This window comes from Rhodovulum sp. YNF3179 (assembly GCF_050586465.1).
In the GTDB taxonomy this organism is placed as follows: Bacteria; Pseudomonadota; Alphaproteobacteria; order Rhodobacterales; family Rhodobacteraceae; genus CAJXYS01.
Genome location: NZ_JBOCEG010000004.1, coordinates 30209 through 46737 on the forward strand (window position 1 = coordinate 30209; position 16529 = coordinate 46737).

General features: G+C 70.2%; 17 protein-coding genes. 11 read left to right on the top strand and 6 right to left on the bottom strand.

Annotation, left to right across the window (positions count from 1 at the left end):
* Window positions 1-110 precede the first annotated feature (110 nt).
* The 5 genes from ACQ5SP_RS07850 to rbfA all read right to left on the bottom strand — a co-directional run bounded on the left by ACQ5SP_RS07850 (window position 111) and on the right by rbfA (window position 3277).
* Complete coding sequence (locus ACQ5SP_RS07850) at window positions 111-410, bottom strand: DUF5665 domain-containing protein (protein WP_430937812.1); 300 nt, start codon at window positions 408-410, stop codon at window positions 111-113.
* Window positions 407-1318, bottom strand: coding sequence for an alpha/beta fold hydrolase (locus tag ACQ5SP_RS07855; RefSeq protein WP_430937813.1), 912 nt, complete (start codon window positions 1316-1318; stop codon window positions 407-409). The genes ACQ5SP_RS07850 and ACQ5SP_RS07855 overlap by 4 nt, the downstream gene beginning before the upstream one ends.
* Before the next feature lie 96 nt (window positions 1319-1414).
* The gene (locus tag ACQ5SP_RS07860) at window positions 1415-1933 is read right to left on the bottom strand and encodes a DUF1643 domain-containing protein (RefSeq protein ID WP_430937814.1); all 519 of its coding nucleotides are present in this window, start codon (window positions 1931-1933) and stop codon (window positions 1415-1417) included.
* Complete coding sequence (gene truB, locus ACQ5SP_RS07865) at window positions 1930-2844, bottom strand: tRNA pseudouridine(55) synthase TruB (protein WP_430937815.1); 915 nt, start codon at window positions 2842-2844, stop codon at window positions 1930-1932. The genes ACQ5SP_RS07860 and truB overlap by 4 nt, the downstream gene beginning before the upstream one ends.
* Window positions 2845-2863: 19 nt before the next feature.
* On the bottom strand, window positions 2864-3277 hold the full coding sequence (gene rbfA / locus ACQ5SP_RS07870; protein ID WP_430937816.1) for a 30S ribosome-binding factor RbfA: 414 nt from the start codon (window positions 3275-3277) through the stop codon (window positions 2864-2866).
* A gap of 111 nt (window positions 3278-3388) precedes the next feature.
* Between rbfA and dapB the strand changes: the two genes are divergently transcribed.
* Entirely contained in the window at window positions 3389-4198 is an 810-nt protein-coding gene (gene dapB, locus ACQ5SP_RS07875) for a 4-hydroxy-tetrahydrodipicolinate reductase (protein ID WP_430937817.1), read from the top strand.
* Window positions 4199-4243: 45 nt separating this feature from the next.
* On the top strand, window positions 4244-4600 hold the full coding sequence (locus tag ACQ5SP_RS07880) for a dihydrodipicolinate reductase (protein WP_430937818.1): 357 nt from the start codon (window positions 4244-4246) through the stop codon (window positions 4598-4600).
* Between the two features lie 13 nt (window positions 4601-4613).
* Here ACQ5SP_RS07880 and ACQ5SP_RS07885 read toward each other — a convergent pair whose 3' ends face one another.
* A complete protein-coding gene (locus tag ACQ5SP_RS07885; RefSeq protein WP_430937819.1) occupies window positions 4614-4802 on the bottom strand; it encodes a DUF1674 domain-containing protein in 189 nt (62 codons plus the stop codon).
* 49 nt (window positions 4803-4851) lie between these two features.
* Here ACQ5SP_RS07885 and ACQ5SP_RS07890 point away from each other — a divergent pair, with 49 nt between their 5' ends.
* The 9 genes from ACQ5SP_RS07890 to ACQ5SP_RS07930 all read left to right on the top strand — a co-directional run bounded on the left by ACQ5SP_RS07890 (window position 4852) and on the right by ACQ5SP_RS07930 (window position 16519).
* Window positions 4852-6147, top strand: coding sequence for an RsmB/NOP family class I SAM-dependent RNA methyltransferase (locus tag ACQ5SP_RS07890; RefSeq protein WP_430937820.1), 1296 nt, complete (start codon window positions 4852-4854; stop codon window positions 6145-6147).
* A gap of 97 nt (window positions 6148-6244) precedes the next feature.
* Window positions 6245-8014: a heparinase II/III family protein gene (locus ACQ5SP_RS07895; RefSeq protein WP_430937821.1), complete on the top strand. Its 1770-nt coding sequence runs from the start codon at window positions 6245-6247 to the stop codon at window positions 8012-8014.
* A gap of 31 nt (window positions 8015-8045) precedes the next feature.
* Entirely contained in the window at window positions 8046-9635 is a 1590-nt protein-coding gene (purH, locus tag ACQ5SP_RS07900; protein ID WP_430937822.1) for a bifunctional phosphoribosylaminoimidazolecarboxamide formyltransferase/IMP cyclohydrolase, read from the top strand.
* Between the two features lie 10 nt (window positions 9636-9645).
* Window positions 9646-10116 carry a signal peptidase II gene (gene lspA / locus ACQ5SP_RS07905; RefSeq protein ID WP_430937823.1) on the top strand — a complete coding sequence of 157 codons (471 nt, stop codon included), beginning with the start codon at window positions 9646-9648 and terminating at the stop codon, window positions 10114-10116.
* Window positions 10117-10169: 53 nt separating this feature from the next.
* The gene (locus ACQ5SP_RS07910) at window positions 10170-10694 is read left to right on the top strand and encodes a DUF3035 domain-containing protein (protein ID WP_430937824.1); all 525 of its coding nucleotides are present in this window, start codon (window positions 10170-10172) and stop codon (window positions 10692-10694) included.
* 84 nt (window positions 10695-10778) lie between these two features.
* Window positions 10779-12116, top strand: a complete 1338-nt coding sequence (locus ACQ5SP_RS07915; RefSeq protein WP_430937825.1) for a M16 family metallopeptidase — start codon at window positions 10779-10781, stop codon at window positions 12114-12116.
* The gene (locus ACQ5SP_RS07920; RefSeq protein ID WP_430937826.1) at window positions 12113-13429 is read left to right on the top strand and encodes a M16 family metallopeptidase; all 1317 of its coding nucleotides are present in this window, start codon (window positions 12113-12115) and stop codon (window positions 13427-13429) included. The genes ACQ5SP_RS07915 and ACQ5SP_RS07920 overlap by 4 nt, the downstream gene beginning before the upstream one ends.
* A gap of 46 nt (window positions 13430-13475) precedes the next feature.
* Window positions 13476-15341, top strand: a complete 1866-nt coding sequence (gene mutL / locus ACQ5SP_RS07925; RefSeq protein WP_430937827.1) for a DNA mismatch repair endonuclease MutL — start codon at window positions 13476-13478, stop codon at window positions 15339-15341.
* Window positions 15338-16519, top strand: a complete 1182-nt coding sequence (locus ACQ5SP_RS07930) for a DNA recombination protein RmuC (RefSeq protein WP_430937828.1) — start codon at window positions 15338-15340, stop codon at window positions 16517-16519. The genes mutL and ACQ5SP_RS07930 overlap by 4 nt, the downstream gene beginning before the upstream one ends.
* The last annotated feature ends 10 nt before the right edge of the window (window positions 16520-16529 follow it).

Consider the following 16529-nt stretch of genomic DNA (forward strand, 5'->3'; position numbering starts at 1 on the left):
GTGTTCATGGCGCAAGCCGGGATGTCGTCCAGCAAGGCCCGTGGAGAGGCTCCGCCCCTCTGGCGGATGCGGCCGTATAGGGGAAAAGCCCGGCGAAGAAAAGGGGGGAGTCACGGCTCGAGTTGCTGGACCTCGCGGGCGATCTGCGCGGCCCAGTCGCCGATGATCGGGATGAAGTCGATCTCCGAGAGCAGGAAGACCACGACCGAGACCAGCAGCGACGCGCCGACGACCGAGCCCAGCCCGAAGGCGAGTCCGCGCGCGAACTGCATGCCGATCAACCGCCAGGCCGAGTTCTGGATGCGGATGAAACGATGGCTGTTGAGGCGCGCAAGCTCGACGCGCAGTGCCACGATCTCGTCGGTCAGCCCGGAGAGACGGTCCTCTTCGCGGTCGCGCTCGCTGGTCATGCGTCGCTCTCATCCTCTTCTGTTCGCCAGTCCGCGAACGCTTCCAGCACCGCGTCGGGCGCCTCTTCCATCGCGAAATGCCCGCATCCCGCGACGGGGCGACCGGTCACGCGGTCGGCCCAGGCTTGCCACAGCGCCAGCGGATCCCCGGTGCGGGCCGGGAAACCCGTCTCCGCCCAAAGATAGCGCAACGGCGCCTGAATGCGACGCCCCGCCGCGCGGTCGGCCGCGTCGTGCCACCGGTCGGTGGTGGCGCCGGCGCGGTAATCCGCGCACATGGCCGCGACCCGCGCGGGGTCCCGCATCTGTGTCCGGTAGCTTTCCAGCGCGGCGGCGGAAAAGCAATCGAGCGATTGCGCCGCGGTCCAGCTGGAGAGCGTCCAGTCGAGATAGGCGGTCGGATCGGCGCGGATCATGCGCTCGGGCAGCGGCGCGGGCTGGGCAAGGAAGGTCCAGTGATAGGCAGCCATCGCGATCTCGGCGTTCCAGGCTTCCCAGAAATCGCCGGTCGCGACGATCTCGATCAGCCCGAGCCGGGTGACCTTTTCCGGCATGTCGAGCGCCATCCGGTAGGCCACCCGCGCGCCGCGGTCGTGGCCGATCACCGCGGCGTGGTCATGGCCGGCCGCGTCGATGAGCCCGGCGATGTCGCGGGCCATCTCGCGCTTGGAATAGACGCTGTGCGCCGTGTCGTCGTCGGGGGCGTCGCTTTCGCCGTAGCCCCGCAGGTCGGGGACGAGCACCCGGAACCGGTCAGCCAGGCGCGCGGCGATCTTCCCCCAGCACATTCCGGTTTCCGGATAACCGTGCAGCAGGATGAGCGGCGCGCCGTTTCCGGCCTCCTGCACGGAGAGCGTGATGCCGTTGGTATCGATTCGCCGCCGCGTGAAGCCCGGTATGACCGGCATCGCCGTTCCTTCCTCGTTTCCCGTCTGCGCCGCCGGCGGCAGCAACGCCCCGCGCTGCCTTCGCAGGCTGCATTCCAACCGATCCGGGCGCGCCTGTCAGGCCCCTTCGTTCCGCCAGCGCTCCGGCTGGCGGGCATAGCCGATATAGAGCGGGTGTTTCGGGTGGCCGTCCTTGGTCAGGCCCAGGTGATGAAGCGGCCGGCCGGTGCGGCGCATCAGCGCCTCGACCGCCGCGCCGCGCCCCAGATGCGCCCCGTGCGTGCCCCAGGCGCAGACGATGCGGTCGGCCCAGGCGCACCCCTCGAGGATCGCGGCGTCGTTCCCGGGGCCGACGGGATCGGCGGCCGCCCGCATCTTGCGAGGATCGGTCTCGCGCCAGGCAAAGATGTTGCAGACCCGGAACGCGCCGAAGCCGAGCGCCCGCGCCCGCCGTTCGCAGCGCTCCACCGTGGGGTCGTTCTGAACCTCGGTCGCGGTCGAGGGGTTCAGCATCACGAAGAGCGCCCGGGTGCCATCAGGGTCCCAGACCCGTGTCAGCGCATAGCGGTAGCGTTCGCAGTCGGAATAGACGGCGACGGAATGGGCGTCGCCCTTCTGGTGCGCGCGTTCGATCATGCGCCCGGGGCGAAGACCCGGCTGGGGTGCAGCTCGCCCGCCTTGTAGATCCCGATCGCGACCGGGTGGCCGTCGTAGCTTGCCCAGGCTTCTTCGCCATACGCGGCCTCGGCCGTCAGGACCATGCCCGGGTTGCCGTTCCTGAGCCGCGCCGCGCCCTCGGGCGTGCAGCGCAGTTCCGGCAGATCGGCAAGCCCGGTTTCGAGCGGCAGCAGATACGCGTCCAGTTCCGGTGTCCTGGCCAGTTCGTCCAGCAGGTCGAAGGCGATGCCGTCCTCGGCCTCGAACGGGCCGGACCAGATCCGGCGCAGCGCGGCCACGTGGCCGCAACAGCCCAGCGCCGCCCCGAGGTCGCGCGCGATCGCGCGGACGTAGCCGCCCTTGCCGCACACCATCTCGAGCACGGCATGATCGGCGTCCGGCCGGTCGACGAGTTCCAGCTCCTCGACCCAGAGCGGGCGGGCCGCAAGCGCCACGTCCTCGCCGGCGCGGGCGCGTTTGTAGGCGCGCTCCCCGTCGATCTTGACCGCCGAGAAGGCCGGCGGCACCTGCATGATCTCACCCCGGAACCGCACCAGCGCGGCGCGGATCTCGTCATCGGTCGGGCGGGTGTCGGAAGCCTCGATCACTTCGCCCTCGGCGTCGTCGGTGTTCGTGGCCTGCCCGAGCCGGACGGTGAAACGATAGGCCTTCAGCGCGTCGGTCACATAGGGCACGGTCTTCGTCGCCTCGCCGAAGGCAATGGCGAGCACCCCGGTCGCCATCGGGTCGAGCGTTCCCGCGTGGCCGGCCTTTTTCGCGCCGAAAGCCCAGCGCGCCTTGTTGACCACCGCGCTCGACGTCACGCCGGCGGGCTTGTCCACCACCAGCCAGCCGGAAATGTCGCGACCCTTCGAGCGTTTCCGTCCCATGCCCGTCCCCGTTGTCCTGTCAGACCGCGCCGTCGTCGCCGTCTTCGAGGTCGCGCTGCACCTCGTCGCTTTCCAGCAGGCGACGGGTCTCGTCCATCCGGTCGAAGGTTTCGTCGATGGCGAAGCGCAGCTCCGGCGAATGCTTCAGCGTGAGCGACCGGTTCAGCTGGCGCCGGAGTTCGCCGCGATTGCGGTTCAGCGCCTCGATCGCGGCGTCGCGCCCCTCGCCGCCCAGCGGCAGCACGAAGACCGTCGCGACGCGCAGATCGGGCGAAGTGCGCACCTCGCCGACGGTGATCGACATCCGGTTCAGGTCCGGGTCGTGCACGTCGCCCTGGTTCAGCACGTCCGAGAGCGTGCGCCGGATCAGTTCGCCGACGCGCAGCTGGCGTTGCGACGGGCCGGCACCGCTGTTGAAGGATTTCTTGCTCATGGGGTCACCTCGTCGCGCCCACATAAGCGAAGCCGCCCGCTGCTGCAACCGGGGCTTTGCCAAGCTGCGCGCAAGCGGATACACCCGTGCCAGACGCGAGAGGAGAAGGCGATGCGCGAGACCACCGGGATAGCCGTCATGGGCGCCTCCGGCCGCATGGGGCGGATGCTGATCGACACGGTTCGGGAAAATCCCGCCGCCCACCTGGCCGGCGTGACCGAACGCACGGGCCATGACTGGATCGGGCGGGATCTCGGGGACTGTCTCGGCGCCGCCGCCATGGGAGTCACGGTCAGTGACGACCCGCTCGAGGTGATCGCGCATGCCCACGCGGTGATCGACTTCACGGCGCCGGCGGCCACGGTGGACCATGCCGCGCTGGCCGCGCAGGCGCGCTGCACCCACGTGATCGGGACCACCGGGCTGTCAGAGGACGACCTGGCGAAAATCGCCGCCGCCGCCCGCCACGCCGTGATCGTGCGCGCCGGCAATATGAGCCTGGGCGTCAATCTTCTGGTCCAGGTCACCCGGCAGGTCGCGGCGGCGCTCGATGCCGATTTCGACATCGAGGTGGTCGAGTCCCACCACCGCCACAAGGTCGACGCGCCCTCGGGCACCGCGCTGATGCTGGGCGAGGCCGCGGCTGAGGGTCGTGGCGTTCGGCTGGACGACGTGGCCGACCGCGCCCGCGACGGCCTGACCGGCGAACGCGCGCACGGTGCCATCGGCTTCCACGCGATACGGGGCGGGGACATCGTCGGGGAGCATGACGTGATCTTCGCGGGCGAAGGCGAGCGCATCGTCCTGCGTCACGTCGCCAGCGACCGCAGGCTTTTCGCCCGGGGCGCGGTCAAGGCGGCGCTCTGGGGGCAGGACCGGAAGCCCGGGGAATACGACATGCTCGACGTGCTCGGTTTGTGATCCGCTTCGCCCTCTGCGTCGTATAGGGGGCAGGAGGACGCAGACATGATCCGACCGATGCTCTTTGCCGCGGCCCTCGCCGCCGCCCTGCCCACCGTTGCAGCAGCCGAGTTGCAGCGCGTCACCAGCAAGTCCGAATTCCTGTCGATCGTCGAGGGGCGCACGCTTTCGGCGCTCTTCGTCAATCTTCGCGTGACGCCCGAGGGCGGGATCGACGGGTCGGCCTTCGGCCGCGACGTGACCGGCCGCTGGGCCTGGCAGGGGAATTACTTCTGCCGCGAGATGCAGGCGGGCGACCGCAGTTTCGAGAACGACTGCCAGATCGTGCAGACCGACGGGCAGCGCATCCGTTTCATCGGCGAACGTGGCCAGGGCGACATGGCCAACCTGAACCTGCGCTGAGCCCTGTGCGGGCTCAGAAATCGATGGCGATGCCCTTCTTTTCCCAATCCCCGTAACGGGTTGGCTCGGGTCCGTCGCGCCCGGCCAGCTCGGGCGGCAGCGCCGCCTCCTGGGCAGCTTTCTTGCGCGCGGCGGCTTCCTCGAGCGCGCGGCGCGCCGCGGGTGGCAGGTCGGGCCTTGTCGTTTCTGTCTCGTCGGTCATGTCACGCGCTTTCTTGTGCGGGTTCCCCCCTTGATATACGGCTTCGCCGATGACCGACAAGGATCGCAAACCATCCACCGGGCTTGCCCCCCGCCGCGCCGCGCTGAGGCTGTTGCAGGCCGTCCTCGCCGAGGGCCAGATGCTGAGCGACGCCATGCCGGGCCTCGACGCGCTCGTGCCCGCCGATCGTGCCCGCGCGCAGCGGCTGGCACTGACCGTCCTGCGCAACCTCGGGCGGGCCGACGCGGTGCTGTCGCCGCACCTGGCCAAGCCCCCGCCGCTCAAGGCGCGCAACGTCCTGCGCCTGGCGGTGGTCGAGCACTTCCACGATCACGTGCCGGTCCATGCCGCCGTCGATACCGGCGTGCGGCTGATGCGGGCGGACCGCAAGACCGGCCGGCTCGCCAAGCTGGCGAACGCCGTGCTGCGCCGGGCGGTGGAGACCGGTGCCGGACCCTGGGCGGAGGCGGGCCCCGAGCGGTTGCCGGGCTGGCTGCGCAAGCCCCTCGTCACCGCCTGGGGCAAGCCCGCCGTCCTGTCGATCGAGGCCGCGCACGAGGCCGGCGCGCCGCTTGACCTGACCCTGAAACCGGCCGCTGAGACCGACGCGCTGGCCAAGGCGCTCGGGGCCGCGCGGTTGGCCACGGGCAGCCTGCGCCGCGCGGCTGGCGGGCAGGTGTCCGAATGGCCCGGCTACGCCGAGGGCCGCTGGTGGATCCAGGATGCCGCCGCGGCGATCCCGGCACGGTGTCTCGGCGCGGTGGCGGGGCAGGCCGTCCTCGATCTCTGCGCGGCACCGGGCGGCAAGACGATGCAGCTGGCCGCGGCCGGCGCGCGGGTGACGGCGCTCGACATCTCGGGGCCGCGCATGGAAAGGGTTGCGGAAAACCTTGCGCGGACGGGGCTTGCCGCGGAAACGGTCGTGGCCGACGCGCTGGACTGGGCGCCGGCGGACGCGCCGGATGCGATCCTGCTGGATGCGCCCTGTACCGCGACGGGCACCATCCGCCGGCATCCCGATCTGCCCCATGTCCGGAAACCGCGCGATATCGCGGCGCTGACCGACCTGCAGGCACGGCTGCTGGACCGAGCCGCCGGCTGGCTCGCGCCGGGCGGGCGGCTCGTCTATTGCACCTGTTCGCTCCTGCCCGCCGAGGGCGAGGACCAGATCGCGGCCGCGCTGGCGCGTCATCCGGCGCTGGAACAGCGGCCGCTCGACCCGTCCGCGCTGGGCTTGCCGGCGGAGGCCGCCGCGCCCGGCGGCGCGCTGCGCCTGCGCCCGGATTTCTGGGCCGAGCAGGGCGGAATGGACGGGTTCTACATCGCCTGCCTGGTGCAGGGCTGACACGCCCCGACGGTGCCGCGACGCCGGACCGGTGACAGGGTGGGCGCGCCGGGCTATCCTGCGGCCCAAGAACACAACAGGGCAGGCAAGGCGATCCATGGCGGCGACCCAACAGGCAGCCGCGGCCCCGTCGGTGGGGCTGGCGCAGAGATGGTCACAGGGCATGACCCGGCTTCATGCGCGGCTCTCCGGTCTGTCGCGCGGCGCAACGGCCTTCGTCTCGCAGCCCGAGCCCCGCAGCATCGGCAGCCCGCATCGGGGGCGTCAGCTGCTGGCCGGCAACCTGATGTTCGAGGGCCATCTCTTCGAGGCGCCGGGCGCGTCGATCTGGCAGATCGAGCCGCCCGACCAACCTTTCCGCGAGGCGGTTCACAGCTTTGCGTGGCTCGACGACCTGGCCGCGGTGGGCGACAGCCGGGCGCGCCGGCTGGCGCAGTCCTGGCTTGCCGACTGGATCGCGCGTTACGGCACCGGGCGCGGGCCGGGCTGGACGCCCGAACTGGCCGGGCGCCGGCTGATCCGCTGGATCAACCACGCGCTGTTCCTGATGGCGGGGCAGGACGCCGGTGCGCGCGAGGCCTATTTCCGGGCGCTTGCGCGCCAGGCGCGTTTTCTCAACCGCCGCTGGAAGAGTTCGCGCCCGGGCCTGCCCCGTTTCGAGGCCGCGGCCGGGCTGGTTTCCGCCGGGCTCGCGCTGGAGGGCATGGAGCGGCTGGTCAAGCCCGGCGTCCGGGCGCTGGGCGCCGAGTGCCGGCGGTCGATCGATTCCGAGGGCGGCCTGCCGACCCGCAACCCGGAGGAGCTGCTGGAGGTTTTCACACTGCTCAGCTGGGCCGCGGCCGTGCTGGACGCTGCGGACCGGCCGGCCGATCCCGCCCATCTCGAGGCAATCTCCCGCATCGCGCCGACGCTGCGCGCCCTGCGCCACAGTGATGGCGGGCTGGCCCGTTTCCATGGCGGCGGGCGCGGCGCGCCCGGGCGGCTGGACCATGCGCTGGCCGAGGCCCGGGTGCGACCCCGTCCGCGCAGCGGCCCGGCGATGGGCTTCGTGCGGCTCTCGGCCGGCCGGACGAGCCTGATCATGGATGCCGCGCCGCCCCCGGTGACGGAAGCCTCCCATGACGGTCACGCCTCCACGCTGGCCTTCGAGGTGACCTCGGGGCGCCGGCCGCTCATCGTCAACTGCGGGGCAGGCGGCAGTTTCGGCGAAGCCTGGCGGCGTGCGGGGCGGGCGACGCCCTCGCATTCGACGGTCGTGGTCGACGGCTACTCCTCGTCGCGGCTCGGACCCACGGGCTGGACGGGCAACCGCTACCGCGAACTGCTGGTCGACCGGCCGCGCCGCGTCGAGACGCAGCAGATGAGCGGGCCCGAGGCGTTCGAGCTTATCGCGAGCCATGACGGCTACGTGCAGAGCCACGGCCTGACCCATCGGCGGTGGCTGGAGTTGGGGCGCGATGGCCGTCACCTTGCCGGGGCCGACACGCTCGGCGCCTTCGGCGAGGGCGAGCGCATCCGCTTCGAGCATCTTCTCGACCGTACCGCCTTGCGCGGTGTGCCCTTCGACATCCGCTTTCACCTGCATCCCGAGGTGGACGCCACGCTCGACATGGGCGGCGCGGCGGTCTCGCTGACGCTGAAGTCGGGCGAGGTCTGGGTTTTCCGCCATGACGGCAAGGCGACCCTGTCGCTCGAGACCAGCGTCTATCTCGAGAAAGGGCGGCTGAAGCCCCGCGCGACAAAACAGATCGTTCTCTCTTCCGTCGTGATGGACTATGCGACGCAAGTGGACTGGTCCCTGGCCAAGGCGCAAGAGACCCCGACGGGGTTGCGAGACCTTGCGGAGGACGAGGAACCGGTCCACTGAACCGAGACCCGAACCGACCCCGAGGAGAGACATGACCGATCTCGTGCCCGTCCGCCGCGCGCTGCTATCCGTTTCCGACAAGACCGGGCTGACCGACCTGGCCCGCGCACTCGCCGAGCGCGGGGTGGAGCTGGTCTCGACCGGGGGCACGGCCCGCGCGATCCGCGAGGCGGGGCTCGCGGTCAAGGACGTCGCCGAGATCACCGGCTTTCCCGAGATGATGGATGGCCGGGTCAAGACGCTGCACCCGATGGTCCATGGCGGGCTCCTGGCGTTGCGCGACGACGATGCCCACCTCGCCGCGATGGAGACCCACGGCATCGGGGCGATCGACCTGCTGGTGGTCAATCTCTACCCGTTCGAGCAGACGGTCGCGCAGGGCGCGGATTACGAGACCTGTGTCGAGAACATCGACATCGGCGGCCCGGCCATGATCCGGGCCGCGGCCAAGAACCACGCCTTCGTCAACGTCGTCGTGGATGTCGAGGATTACGACGCCCTGCTCGAGGAGATGGGCGCCAATGACGGGGCGACGGGATACGCCTTCCGGCAGCGGCTGGCACAGACCGCCTATGCCCGCACCGCGGCCTATGACGCGGCGGTGTCGAACTGGATGGCCGGCGCGCTGGGCGAGACGGCGCCGCGCCGCCGCGCCTTTGCCGGCACGCTCGCGCAGGCCTTGCGCTATGGCGAGAACCCGCACCAGGCGGCAGCCTTCTACACCGACGGCAGCGCGCGCCCCGGCGTGGCGACCGCGACGCAGCTGCAGGGCAAGGCCCTCAGCTACAACAACATCAACGACACCGACGCCGCCTTCGAGCTGGTGGCCGAGTTCGACCCGGCGGAGGGGCCGGCCTGCGCGATCATCAAGCACGCCAACCCCTGTGGCGTCGCCCGGGGTGAGACGCTGGTCGACGCCTACCGCCGCGCCTATGACTGCGACCGGACCTCGGCCTTCGGCGGCATCGTGGCGCTGAACGCGCCGCTCGACCGCGAGACCGCCGAGGAGATCGCGCGCATCTTCACCGAGGTGGTGATCGCGCCGGAGGCCGACGCCGCCGCGCGCGAGGTCTTCGCCGCCAAGAAGAACCTGCGCCTGCTGACAACGGGCGGCCTGCCCGATCCGGGGGCGCCGATGACCGCCTTCCGGCAGGTCGCGGGCGGCCTGCTCGTGCAGGACAAGGATACCGGGCGGCTCGACCCGGCGGCGCTGAAGGTCGTGACCCGGCGCGCGCCCAGCGAGTCGGAGATGGCCGACATGCTGTTCGCGTGGCGCGTGGCCAAGCACGTGAAGTCGAACGCCATCGTCTACGTGAAGGGCGGCGCCACAGTGGGCGTCGGCGCCGGCCAGATGAGCCGGGTCGACTCCACCCGCATCGCCGCGCGCAAGTCCCGCGACATGTCCGAGGCCCTGGACATGGAAGTGCCGCCGACGGTCGGGTCCGTCGTGGCCTCGGATGCCTTCTTTCCCTTCGCCGACGGGCTGCTGACCGCGGCAGAGGCGGGGGCGACGGCGGTGATCCAGCCGGGCGGGTCGATGCGCGACGAGGAGGTGATCGCGGCCGCCGACGAGGCCGGGCTCGCCATGGTCTTCACCGGCATGCGCCATTTCCGGCACTGAGGAGACGGGGATGCGCTGGTTCTGGGGCATGGCGGCACTGGTCTTCGCGCTCGACCAGGGGTCGAAGCTGGTCATCGTGCACCTGATGGACCTTAAGCATCGGCTGGCGATCGACGTCCTGCCGCCATTTCTCAATTTCCGCATGGGTTGGAACCGGGGCGTCAATTTCGGCCTTTTCGCCGACGACGCGGAGTTGGTGCGCTGGGGCTTCATGCTGCTGGCGCTGGCCGTGTCGGGCTGGCTGATCTGGTGGGCGCGGGCCCGTCTCGTGCGGCCGCTGGACCGCGCCCTGGCCGGGGCCATCGCCGGCGGCGCGGTCGGAAACGCGCTCGACCGCGTGCTCTACGGGGCGGTTGCCGATTTCCTGAACATGTCCTGCTGCGGGATCGACAACCCCTACGCCTTCAACCTGGCCGACGTCGGAATCTTCGGTGGCGCGATAGGGCTTGCGGTCTTCGGCGTGACCGAGAAGAACGGGTGACGGGCCGTGGAAGTTGCGTTAAACCTGCGGCCTAGGGATCGATGGAGGACCGCATGAGGGCTGTGCGCAAGGGGCTGGTTCTTGGGCTCGGGTTGCTGGTGACGCTGGCGGCCTGCGGCGACCGGACGCCGGTTCTGATGAACCTCAGCTCCGACACTCCTGACGAGTTCGGCATCGTGCCCAACAAGCCGCTGGAGATGCCCGAAGACTACGCCGCCCTGCCCGCGCCGAATCCCGGCGGGCCGAACCGCGCCGATGCCACGCCCGAGGCCGACGCGGTCGCCGCGCTGGGCGGCAGCCCCGCGGTTCTCGGCCGCGACGGCGTGCCGGCCTCGGAACGCGGGCTGGTCAGCTACGCGACCCGCTTCGGCGTGGCCCCCGATATCCGCACGGTCCTGGCGCGCGAAGACCTCGAATGGCGGCGCGACAACAATGGCCGGCTGCTGGAGCGGCTTTTCAACGTGAATGTCTATTACAAGGCCTACCGGCGCATGTCGCTCGACCGCTACGCCGAGCTGGAGCGGTTCCGCCGCGCCGGGGTGCGCACGCCCGCCGCGCCGCCCGAACCGGCGGAATGACGGCTCACATCCGCGTCAGACAGTGTTGAACGCGCCGTTGCGCGATTATCTTCTACCCGAAGCCTTCAACGGGAGACGCCACCAATGATTGCCCGGATTGCCGCCGTCCTGCTGGCGCTGCTGCCGTTCTCGGCCATGGCGGCCGAGAACGTGACCACCTTCGAACTCGACAACGGCATGACGGCCGTCGTGATCGAGGATCACCGCGCCCCGGTGGTCGTCCACATGGTCTGGTATCGCGTCGGCGCCGCGGACGAGCCCGCGGGCCTGTCGGGCGTCGCGCATTACCTCGAGCACCTGATGTTCAAGGGCACGGACGAGCTGGCGCCGGGCGATTTCGACGCGATCGTCAAGGCCAATGGCGGCTCTCACAACGCGTTCACCGCGCCGGATTTCACCGGCTATTTCCAGCGGGTTGCCGCGGATCGCCTGGGCCTGATGATGGAACTCGAGGCCGACCGCATGCGCGACCTGGCCCTGACCGAAGAGCACGCCGATACCGAACGCGGCGTCATCCTGGAGGAACGCAACCAGCGCGTGGAGAACGAGCCCAACGCGCTTTTCGCCGAGCAGCAGCGCGCGGCGCTTTATCTCAACCATCCCTATGGCCGGCCGGTAATCGGCTGGCGGTCCGAGATCGCCGAACTCGATCGTGAAAAGGCGCTGGATTTCTACCGCACCTATTATGCCCCCAACAACGCGACGCTGGTCGTGGCCGGCGATGTCGACCCGGCCGAGGTTCGGACACTTGCCGAGGCCCATTACGGCCCCATCGCGCCGTCGGGCGACCTGCCGCCGCGCGTGCGCCCGGCCGAGCCGCCGCACCTGGCCGAGCGGCGTGTGCGCTACAGCGACCCGCGTGTCGCGCAGCCCTATGTGATGCGCAACTACCTCGCGCCCGAACGGAACAGCGGCGATCAGCGCCGGGCCGCCGCGCTTTCGATCCTGGCCGACCTTCTGGGCGGCAGCGGGCTGACCTCGGTGCTTGGGGAAAAGCTGCAACTGGACGCGCAGATCGCCATCGCGACCTCTGCCTATTACAACCCGACGAGCTACGACCCCACGCGCTTCGGCATGTATGTGGTGCCGGCCGACGGCGTCTCGCTTGAAGAGGCGGAGGCGGCGCTCGACCGGGTCCTGCAGGCGTTCCTGGCGGAGGGCGTGGACCCCGAGCAGCTGGAACGGGTGAAGGGGCAGATGCGGGCTGCGCTCATCTACGAGCAGGACAACCTTCAGTCGCTGGCCCGCCGCTACGGCGCGGCGCTCAGCATCGGTCTGACCGTCGAGGACGTCCAGTCCTGGCCCGAGGTGCTGCAATCCATCACCGCCGACGAGATCCTGGCCGCCGCCGAGGATGTCTTCGACCGGCAAGCCTCGGTGACCGGGTGGATCATGCGCTCCGACCAGGAGGTGACCCAATGATGATGCGCTGGATCGCGGCCTTCGTTCTCGTTGTCGGCGCATCGCTGCCCGCGCGCGCGGCCGTCGACATCCAGGAAGTGACCTCGCCCGGGGGGATCACCGCCTGGCTGGTCGAGGACCATTCCATCCCCTTCACCGCGCTGGAACTGCGCTTCAAAGGCGGCACCAGCCTCGATGCACCGGATCGCCGCGGGGCGGTCAACCTGATGACCGCGCTACTCGAGGAGGGGGCCGGTGATCTCGACGCGCAGGGCTTCCTGAAGGCCCGGCAGGACCTGGCCGCGCGCTTCAGCTTCAACTCGGGGATGGATTCCGTCAGCGTGTCGGCACGATTCCTGACCGAGAACCGCGAGCAGTCCCTGGAGTTGTTGCGCAAGGCGCTGGTGGCGCCGCGCTTCGATCCGCAGGCGCTGGAACGCGTGCGGGGACAGGTGCTCTCGACCATCGCCTCGGATGAAAAGGATCCGCGCACGATCGCCAACCGCACCTTTGACCGGCTGGCCTTCGGCGATCATCCCTACGGGCATGCGCCGGACGGCACGCGGGAAAGCGTCACGGCGCTGACGCGCGACGACATCCTGGCCGCCCATGCCGCCACGATCGCCCGCGACCGGTTGTATGTCGGCGTTGTCGGCGACATCACCGCCGAGGCGCTTGGCCCGCTGCTCGACCGGCTGCTCGGCGACCTGCCGGCGGAAGGCGCGCCGATGCCCGACGAGGTCGCGGTGCAGCTTGCGGGCGGCACGACGGTCGTGCCCTTCGAGACCCCGCAGTCCGTCGCCGTCTTCGGACATGCGGGCATGGACGAAACCGACCCGGACTTTTTCGCCGCTCATATCATGAACCAGATTCTTGGCGGCGGCGGATTCCAGTCGCGGCTGATGACCGAACTGCGCGAGAAACGCGGTTTGACCTACGGGGTCTACAGCTTCCTTGCGCCGATGGAACACGCAGCGCTGGTGATGGGGCAGGTCGCGTCGGCCAATGAGAGCATCGCCGAAGCCGTGCAGCTCGTCCGCGAACAATGGGCCGACGTGGCTGAGAACGGCGTCAGCGCCGACGAACTGGAGGCCGCGAAGAAATACATCACGGGTGCCTACCCGCTGCGGTTCGACGGCAACGGGGCGATCGCGCGCATCCTGGCGGGCATGCAGTTCGCGGGGCGCCCGATCACCTATATCGAGACCCGCAACGACCGGATGAACGCGGTGACCCTCGACGACGTGAAGCGTGTCGCCGCCCGGCTTCTGCAGCCGGATGAATTGCATTTCGTGGTGGTCGGGCAGCCCGAGGGTCTAAGCGCGACGCAATGACCATTCCGGTGGTCGAATCGGCGTATCGCATGCTATCGGTTGTGGTATGCGCGCAACCGACCCCAACATAAGCCCGAATCCACCGGTCATCCGTCAGCTGAACGAGGCGGCGATCAACCGGATCGCCGCGGGCGAGGTGGTGGAGCGCCCGGCCTCGGCGGTCAAGGAGCTGGTGGAAAACGCGCTGGATGCCGGGGCGCGGCGGGTGCGGATCGAGATCGCCGATGGCGGCAAGACGCTGATCCGGATCACCGATGACGGCTGCGGGATTGCCGCGGACGATCTGCCGCTGGCCGTGGCGCGGCACGCGACCTCCAAGATCGACGGGTCAGACCTGCTGAACATCCATTCCTTCGGGTTCCGGGGCGAGGCGCTGCCCTCGCTCGGGGCCGTGGGCCGGCTGACGATCACCTCGCGCAGCGCCGGCGCGGCGGAGGCCGCGACCATCGCGGTCGACGGGGGGCGGGTCGGGCCGGTCAAGCCGGCGGCCCTGTCGGGCGGCACGGTGGTGGAACTGCGCAATCTCTTCTTCGCCACGCCCGCGCGGCTCAAGTTCCTGCGGACCGACCGGGCCGAGATGCAGGCGATCACGGACGTGGTAAAGCGCCTTGCCATGGCCGAGCCGCGCGTCGCGTTCACGCTGGCGGACGTATCCGGCGGCGGCGAGGGGCGCGTCACGTTCCGCGCCGATGCCGGCAGCGGGGATCTCTTCGACGCGCTGGCCGCGCGCCTGTCGCGGGTGCTCGGGGCCGAGTTCGTCGAGAACGCCCTCCGGATCGACGCCGAGCGCGAGGGCCTAGCGCTCAGCGGTTTCGCGGCGCTGCCGACCTATTCGCGCGGCTCGGCGGTGGCGCAGTTCCTCTTCGTCAATGGCCGCCCCGTGCGCGACAAGCTGCTGATCGGCGCGCTGCGCGGCGCCTACATGGATTTCCTGAGCCGCGACCGGCATCCGGCGGCGGCGCTCTTCCTCGACTGCCCGCCCGAGCGTGTCGACGTGAACGTGCATCCGGCAAAGGCCGAGGTGCGCTTCCGCGAACCCGGCGTGGCACGCGGCCTGATCGTCTCGGCGCTGCGCCATGCCCTGGCGGAGGCCGGGCACCGGGCGTCCTCCACGGTGGCGGGCGCGGCGCTCGGGGCCTTCCGGCCCGAGGGGCAGGCGGGCGGTGCGCGGGTCTACCAGATGGACCGGCCCTCGGCCCCGGCGCGTGCGGCCGCCTGGGCCGCGCAGGCCCCCGCCGCCCCCGGCCTTGCCGAGCCCGCCGCCGACTGGACCGGCCCCTCGGCGCGGACCGAGGCGATCATCGACGCGGCGCCGGCGCCGGATGCCGAGGCGCATCCGCTGGGCGCGGCGCGCGCGCAGCTGCACGAGAACTACATCGTCGCGCAGACCGGCGACGGGATCGTGATCGTCGACCAGCACGCGGCCCATGAGCGGCTCGTCTACGAACGGCTGAAACGCGAGATGGCCGAACGCGGTGTCGCCGCGCAGGCCTTGCTGATCCCCGAGATCGTGGAGCTGTCGGATGACGATGCCGCGCGGCTTCTGGCGCGGGCGGACGAGCTGGCCACGCTCGGCCTGGTGGTCGAGCCCTTCGGCGGCGGCGCGGTCGCCGTGCGCGAGACCCCGGCGGTGCTGGGCGAGGTGGATGCCGGGGCCCTTCTGCGCGATATCCTGGACGAGCTGGCCGATCTCGGCGAAAGCCAGGCGTTGCGCGCGCGGATCGAGGCGGTGCTGTCGCGCATGGCCTGTCACGGCTCGGTGCGATCGGGCCGGCGCATGGGGGCCGAGGAGATGAACGCGCTGCTGCGCGAGATGGAGGCGACGCCCCATTCCGGCCAGTGCAATCACGGCCGTCCCACCTATGTCGAGCTCAAGCTCGCCGATATCGAGAAGCTGTTCGGGCGCGCGTGATGGAAATTGGCGGAACCACATATGCGCTCGACGATCCGCTCGTGCTGGCGGGGCTGGGGCTGGGCGCGGTGCTGCTTCTGCTTCTGCTGCTCGTCGTTCTGGCCGTTCGGTCGGCATCGCGGTCGGCACGCGCCGCGGAGCCGCTGGGACGGCACATGGCCCAGCTGGGCGAACAGGTGCGCGCGCTCTCGGACGGCCAGCACCAGTTGTCGGGCGGCCTGCGCCACGTGTCCGAGGCACAGTCGCTGGCGCAGTCGCAGATGGTCCAGACGATGGAACGGCGGCTCGAGGAAGTGCAGAAATCGATGGGCGAGACCCTGCACGGAACGGCGGTGCGCACCACGCGCTCGCTCACCGAGCTGCAGGAACGGCTGGCAACCATCGACAAGGCCCAGGCCAATATCGAGAAACTGTCGGGCGACGTGCTCAGCCTTCAGGATATCCTGTCCAACAAGCAGACGCGCGGCGCCTTCGGCGAGATCCAGCTGAACGACATCGTGACCAAGGCGCTGCCCTCGGATGCCTACAGCTTCCAGGTGACGCTTGCGAACGGCAAGCGCGCCGATTGCCTGATCCACCTGCCGAACCCGCCCGGCCCGATCGTGATCGACTCGAAGTTCCCGCTGGAAGCCTACGAGGCATTGCGCGCCGCCGAGACCCAGGCCCAGGTACAGGAGGCCGCGCGCCAGATGCGCACCGCGTTGCGCGCGCATATCCGGGCGATCTCGGAGAAATACATCATCGACGGCGAAACCGCCGATGGGGCGCTGATGTTCCTGCCGTCGGAAGCCGTTTATGCCGAACTGCACGCGAATTTCGCCGATCTCGTGCGCGAGGGCTTCGCCAAGCGTGTCTGGATCGTCTCGCCCACGACCTGCATGGCGACGCTAAACACGATGCGCGCGGTGCTGAAGGATGCGCGAATGCGCGAGCAGGCCGGTGCGATCCGCAGGGAACTCGGCTTGCTCCACAAGGACGTCGAACGGCTCGGGGACCGGGTCGAGAACCTCGACCGGCATTTCGCGCTGGCGCAGAAAGACATCTCGGAGATCAAGATTTCCGCCGGCAAGGCCGGGCAGCGCGCGCGGCGGCTCGACAATTTCGACTTCGAGGAGCTGGCGCCGGAGACGCCCGGGGAAAAGCTTGCCGCGAGCCTGGCGACGGGGTCGGAGGACTGACCGCCCGCCG

Bases quoted from the DNA above. Each gene is read 5' to 3' on its own strand.
- ACQ5SP_RS07885 (WP_430937819.1), bottom strand. From the start codon at position 4,802: ATGACCGACGAGACAGAAACGACAAGGCCCGACCTGCCACCCGCGGCG.
- ACQ5SP_RS07895 (WP_430937821.1), top strand. From the start codon at position 6,245: ATGGCGGCGACCCAACAGGCAGCCGCGGCCCCGTCGGTGGGGCTGGCG.
- ACQ5SP_RS07920 (WP_430937826.1), top strand. From the start codon at position 12,113: ATGATGATGCGCTGGATCGCGGCCTTCGTTCTCGTTGTCGGCGCATCG.
- lspA (WP_430937823.1), top strand. From the start codon at position 9,646: ATGCGCTGGTTCTGGGGCATGGCGGCACTGGTCTTCGCGCTCGACCAG.
- purH (WP_430937822.1), top strand. From the start codon at position 8,046: ATGACCGATCTCGTGCCCGTCCGCCGCGCGCTGCTATCCGTTTCCGAC.
- truB (WP_430937815.1), bottom strand. From the start codon at position 2,844: ATGGGACGGAAACGCTCGAAGGGTCGCGACATTTCCGGCTGGCTGGTG.
- ACQ5SP_RS07855 (WP_430937813.1), bottom strand. From the start codon at position 1,318: ATGCCGGTCATACCGGGCTTCACGCGGCGGCGAATCGATACCAACGGC.
- ACQ5SP_RS07890 (WP_430937820.1), top strand. From the start codon at position 4,852: ATGACCGACAAGGATCGCAAACCATCCACCGGGCTTGCCCCCCGCCGC.
- dapB (WP_430937817.1), top strand. From the start codon at position 3,389: ATGCGCGAGACCACCGGGATAGCCGTCATGGGCGCCTCCGGCCGCATG.
- ACQ5SP_RS07880 (WP_430937818.1), top strand. From the start codon at position 4,244: ATGATCCGACCGATGCTCTTTGCCGCGGCCCTCGCCGCCGCCCTGCCC.
- rbfA (WP_430937816.1), bottom strand. From the start codon at position 3,277: ATGAGCAAGAAATCCTTCAACAGCGGTGCCGGCCCGTCGCAACGCCAG.
- mutL (WP_430937827.1), top strand. From the start codon at position 13,476: ATGCGCGCAACCGACCCCAACATAAGCCCGAATCCACCGGTCATCCGT.
- ACQ5SP_RS07850 (WP_430937812.1), bottom strand. From the start codon at position 410: ATGACCAGCGAGCGCGACCGCGAAGAGGACCGTCTCTCCGGGCTGACC.
- ACQ5SP_RS07860 (WP_430937814.1), bottom strand. From the start codon at position 1,933: ATGATCGAACGCGCGCACCAGAAGGGCGACGCCCATTCCGTCGCCGTC.
- ACQ5SP_RS07915 (WP_430937825.1), top strand. From the start codon at position 10,779: ATGATTGCCCGGATTGCCGCCGTCCTGCTGGCGCTGCTGCCGTTCTCG.
- ACQ5SP_RS07910 (WP_430937824.1), top strand. From the start codon at position 10,170: ATGAGGGCTGTGCGCAAGGGGCTGGTTCTTGGGCTCGGGTTGCTGGTG.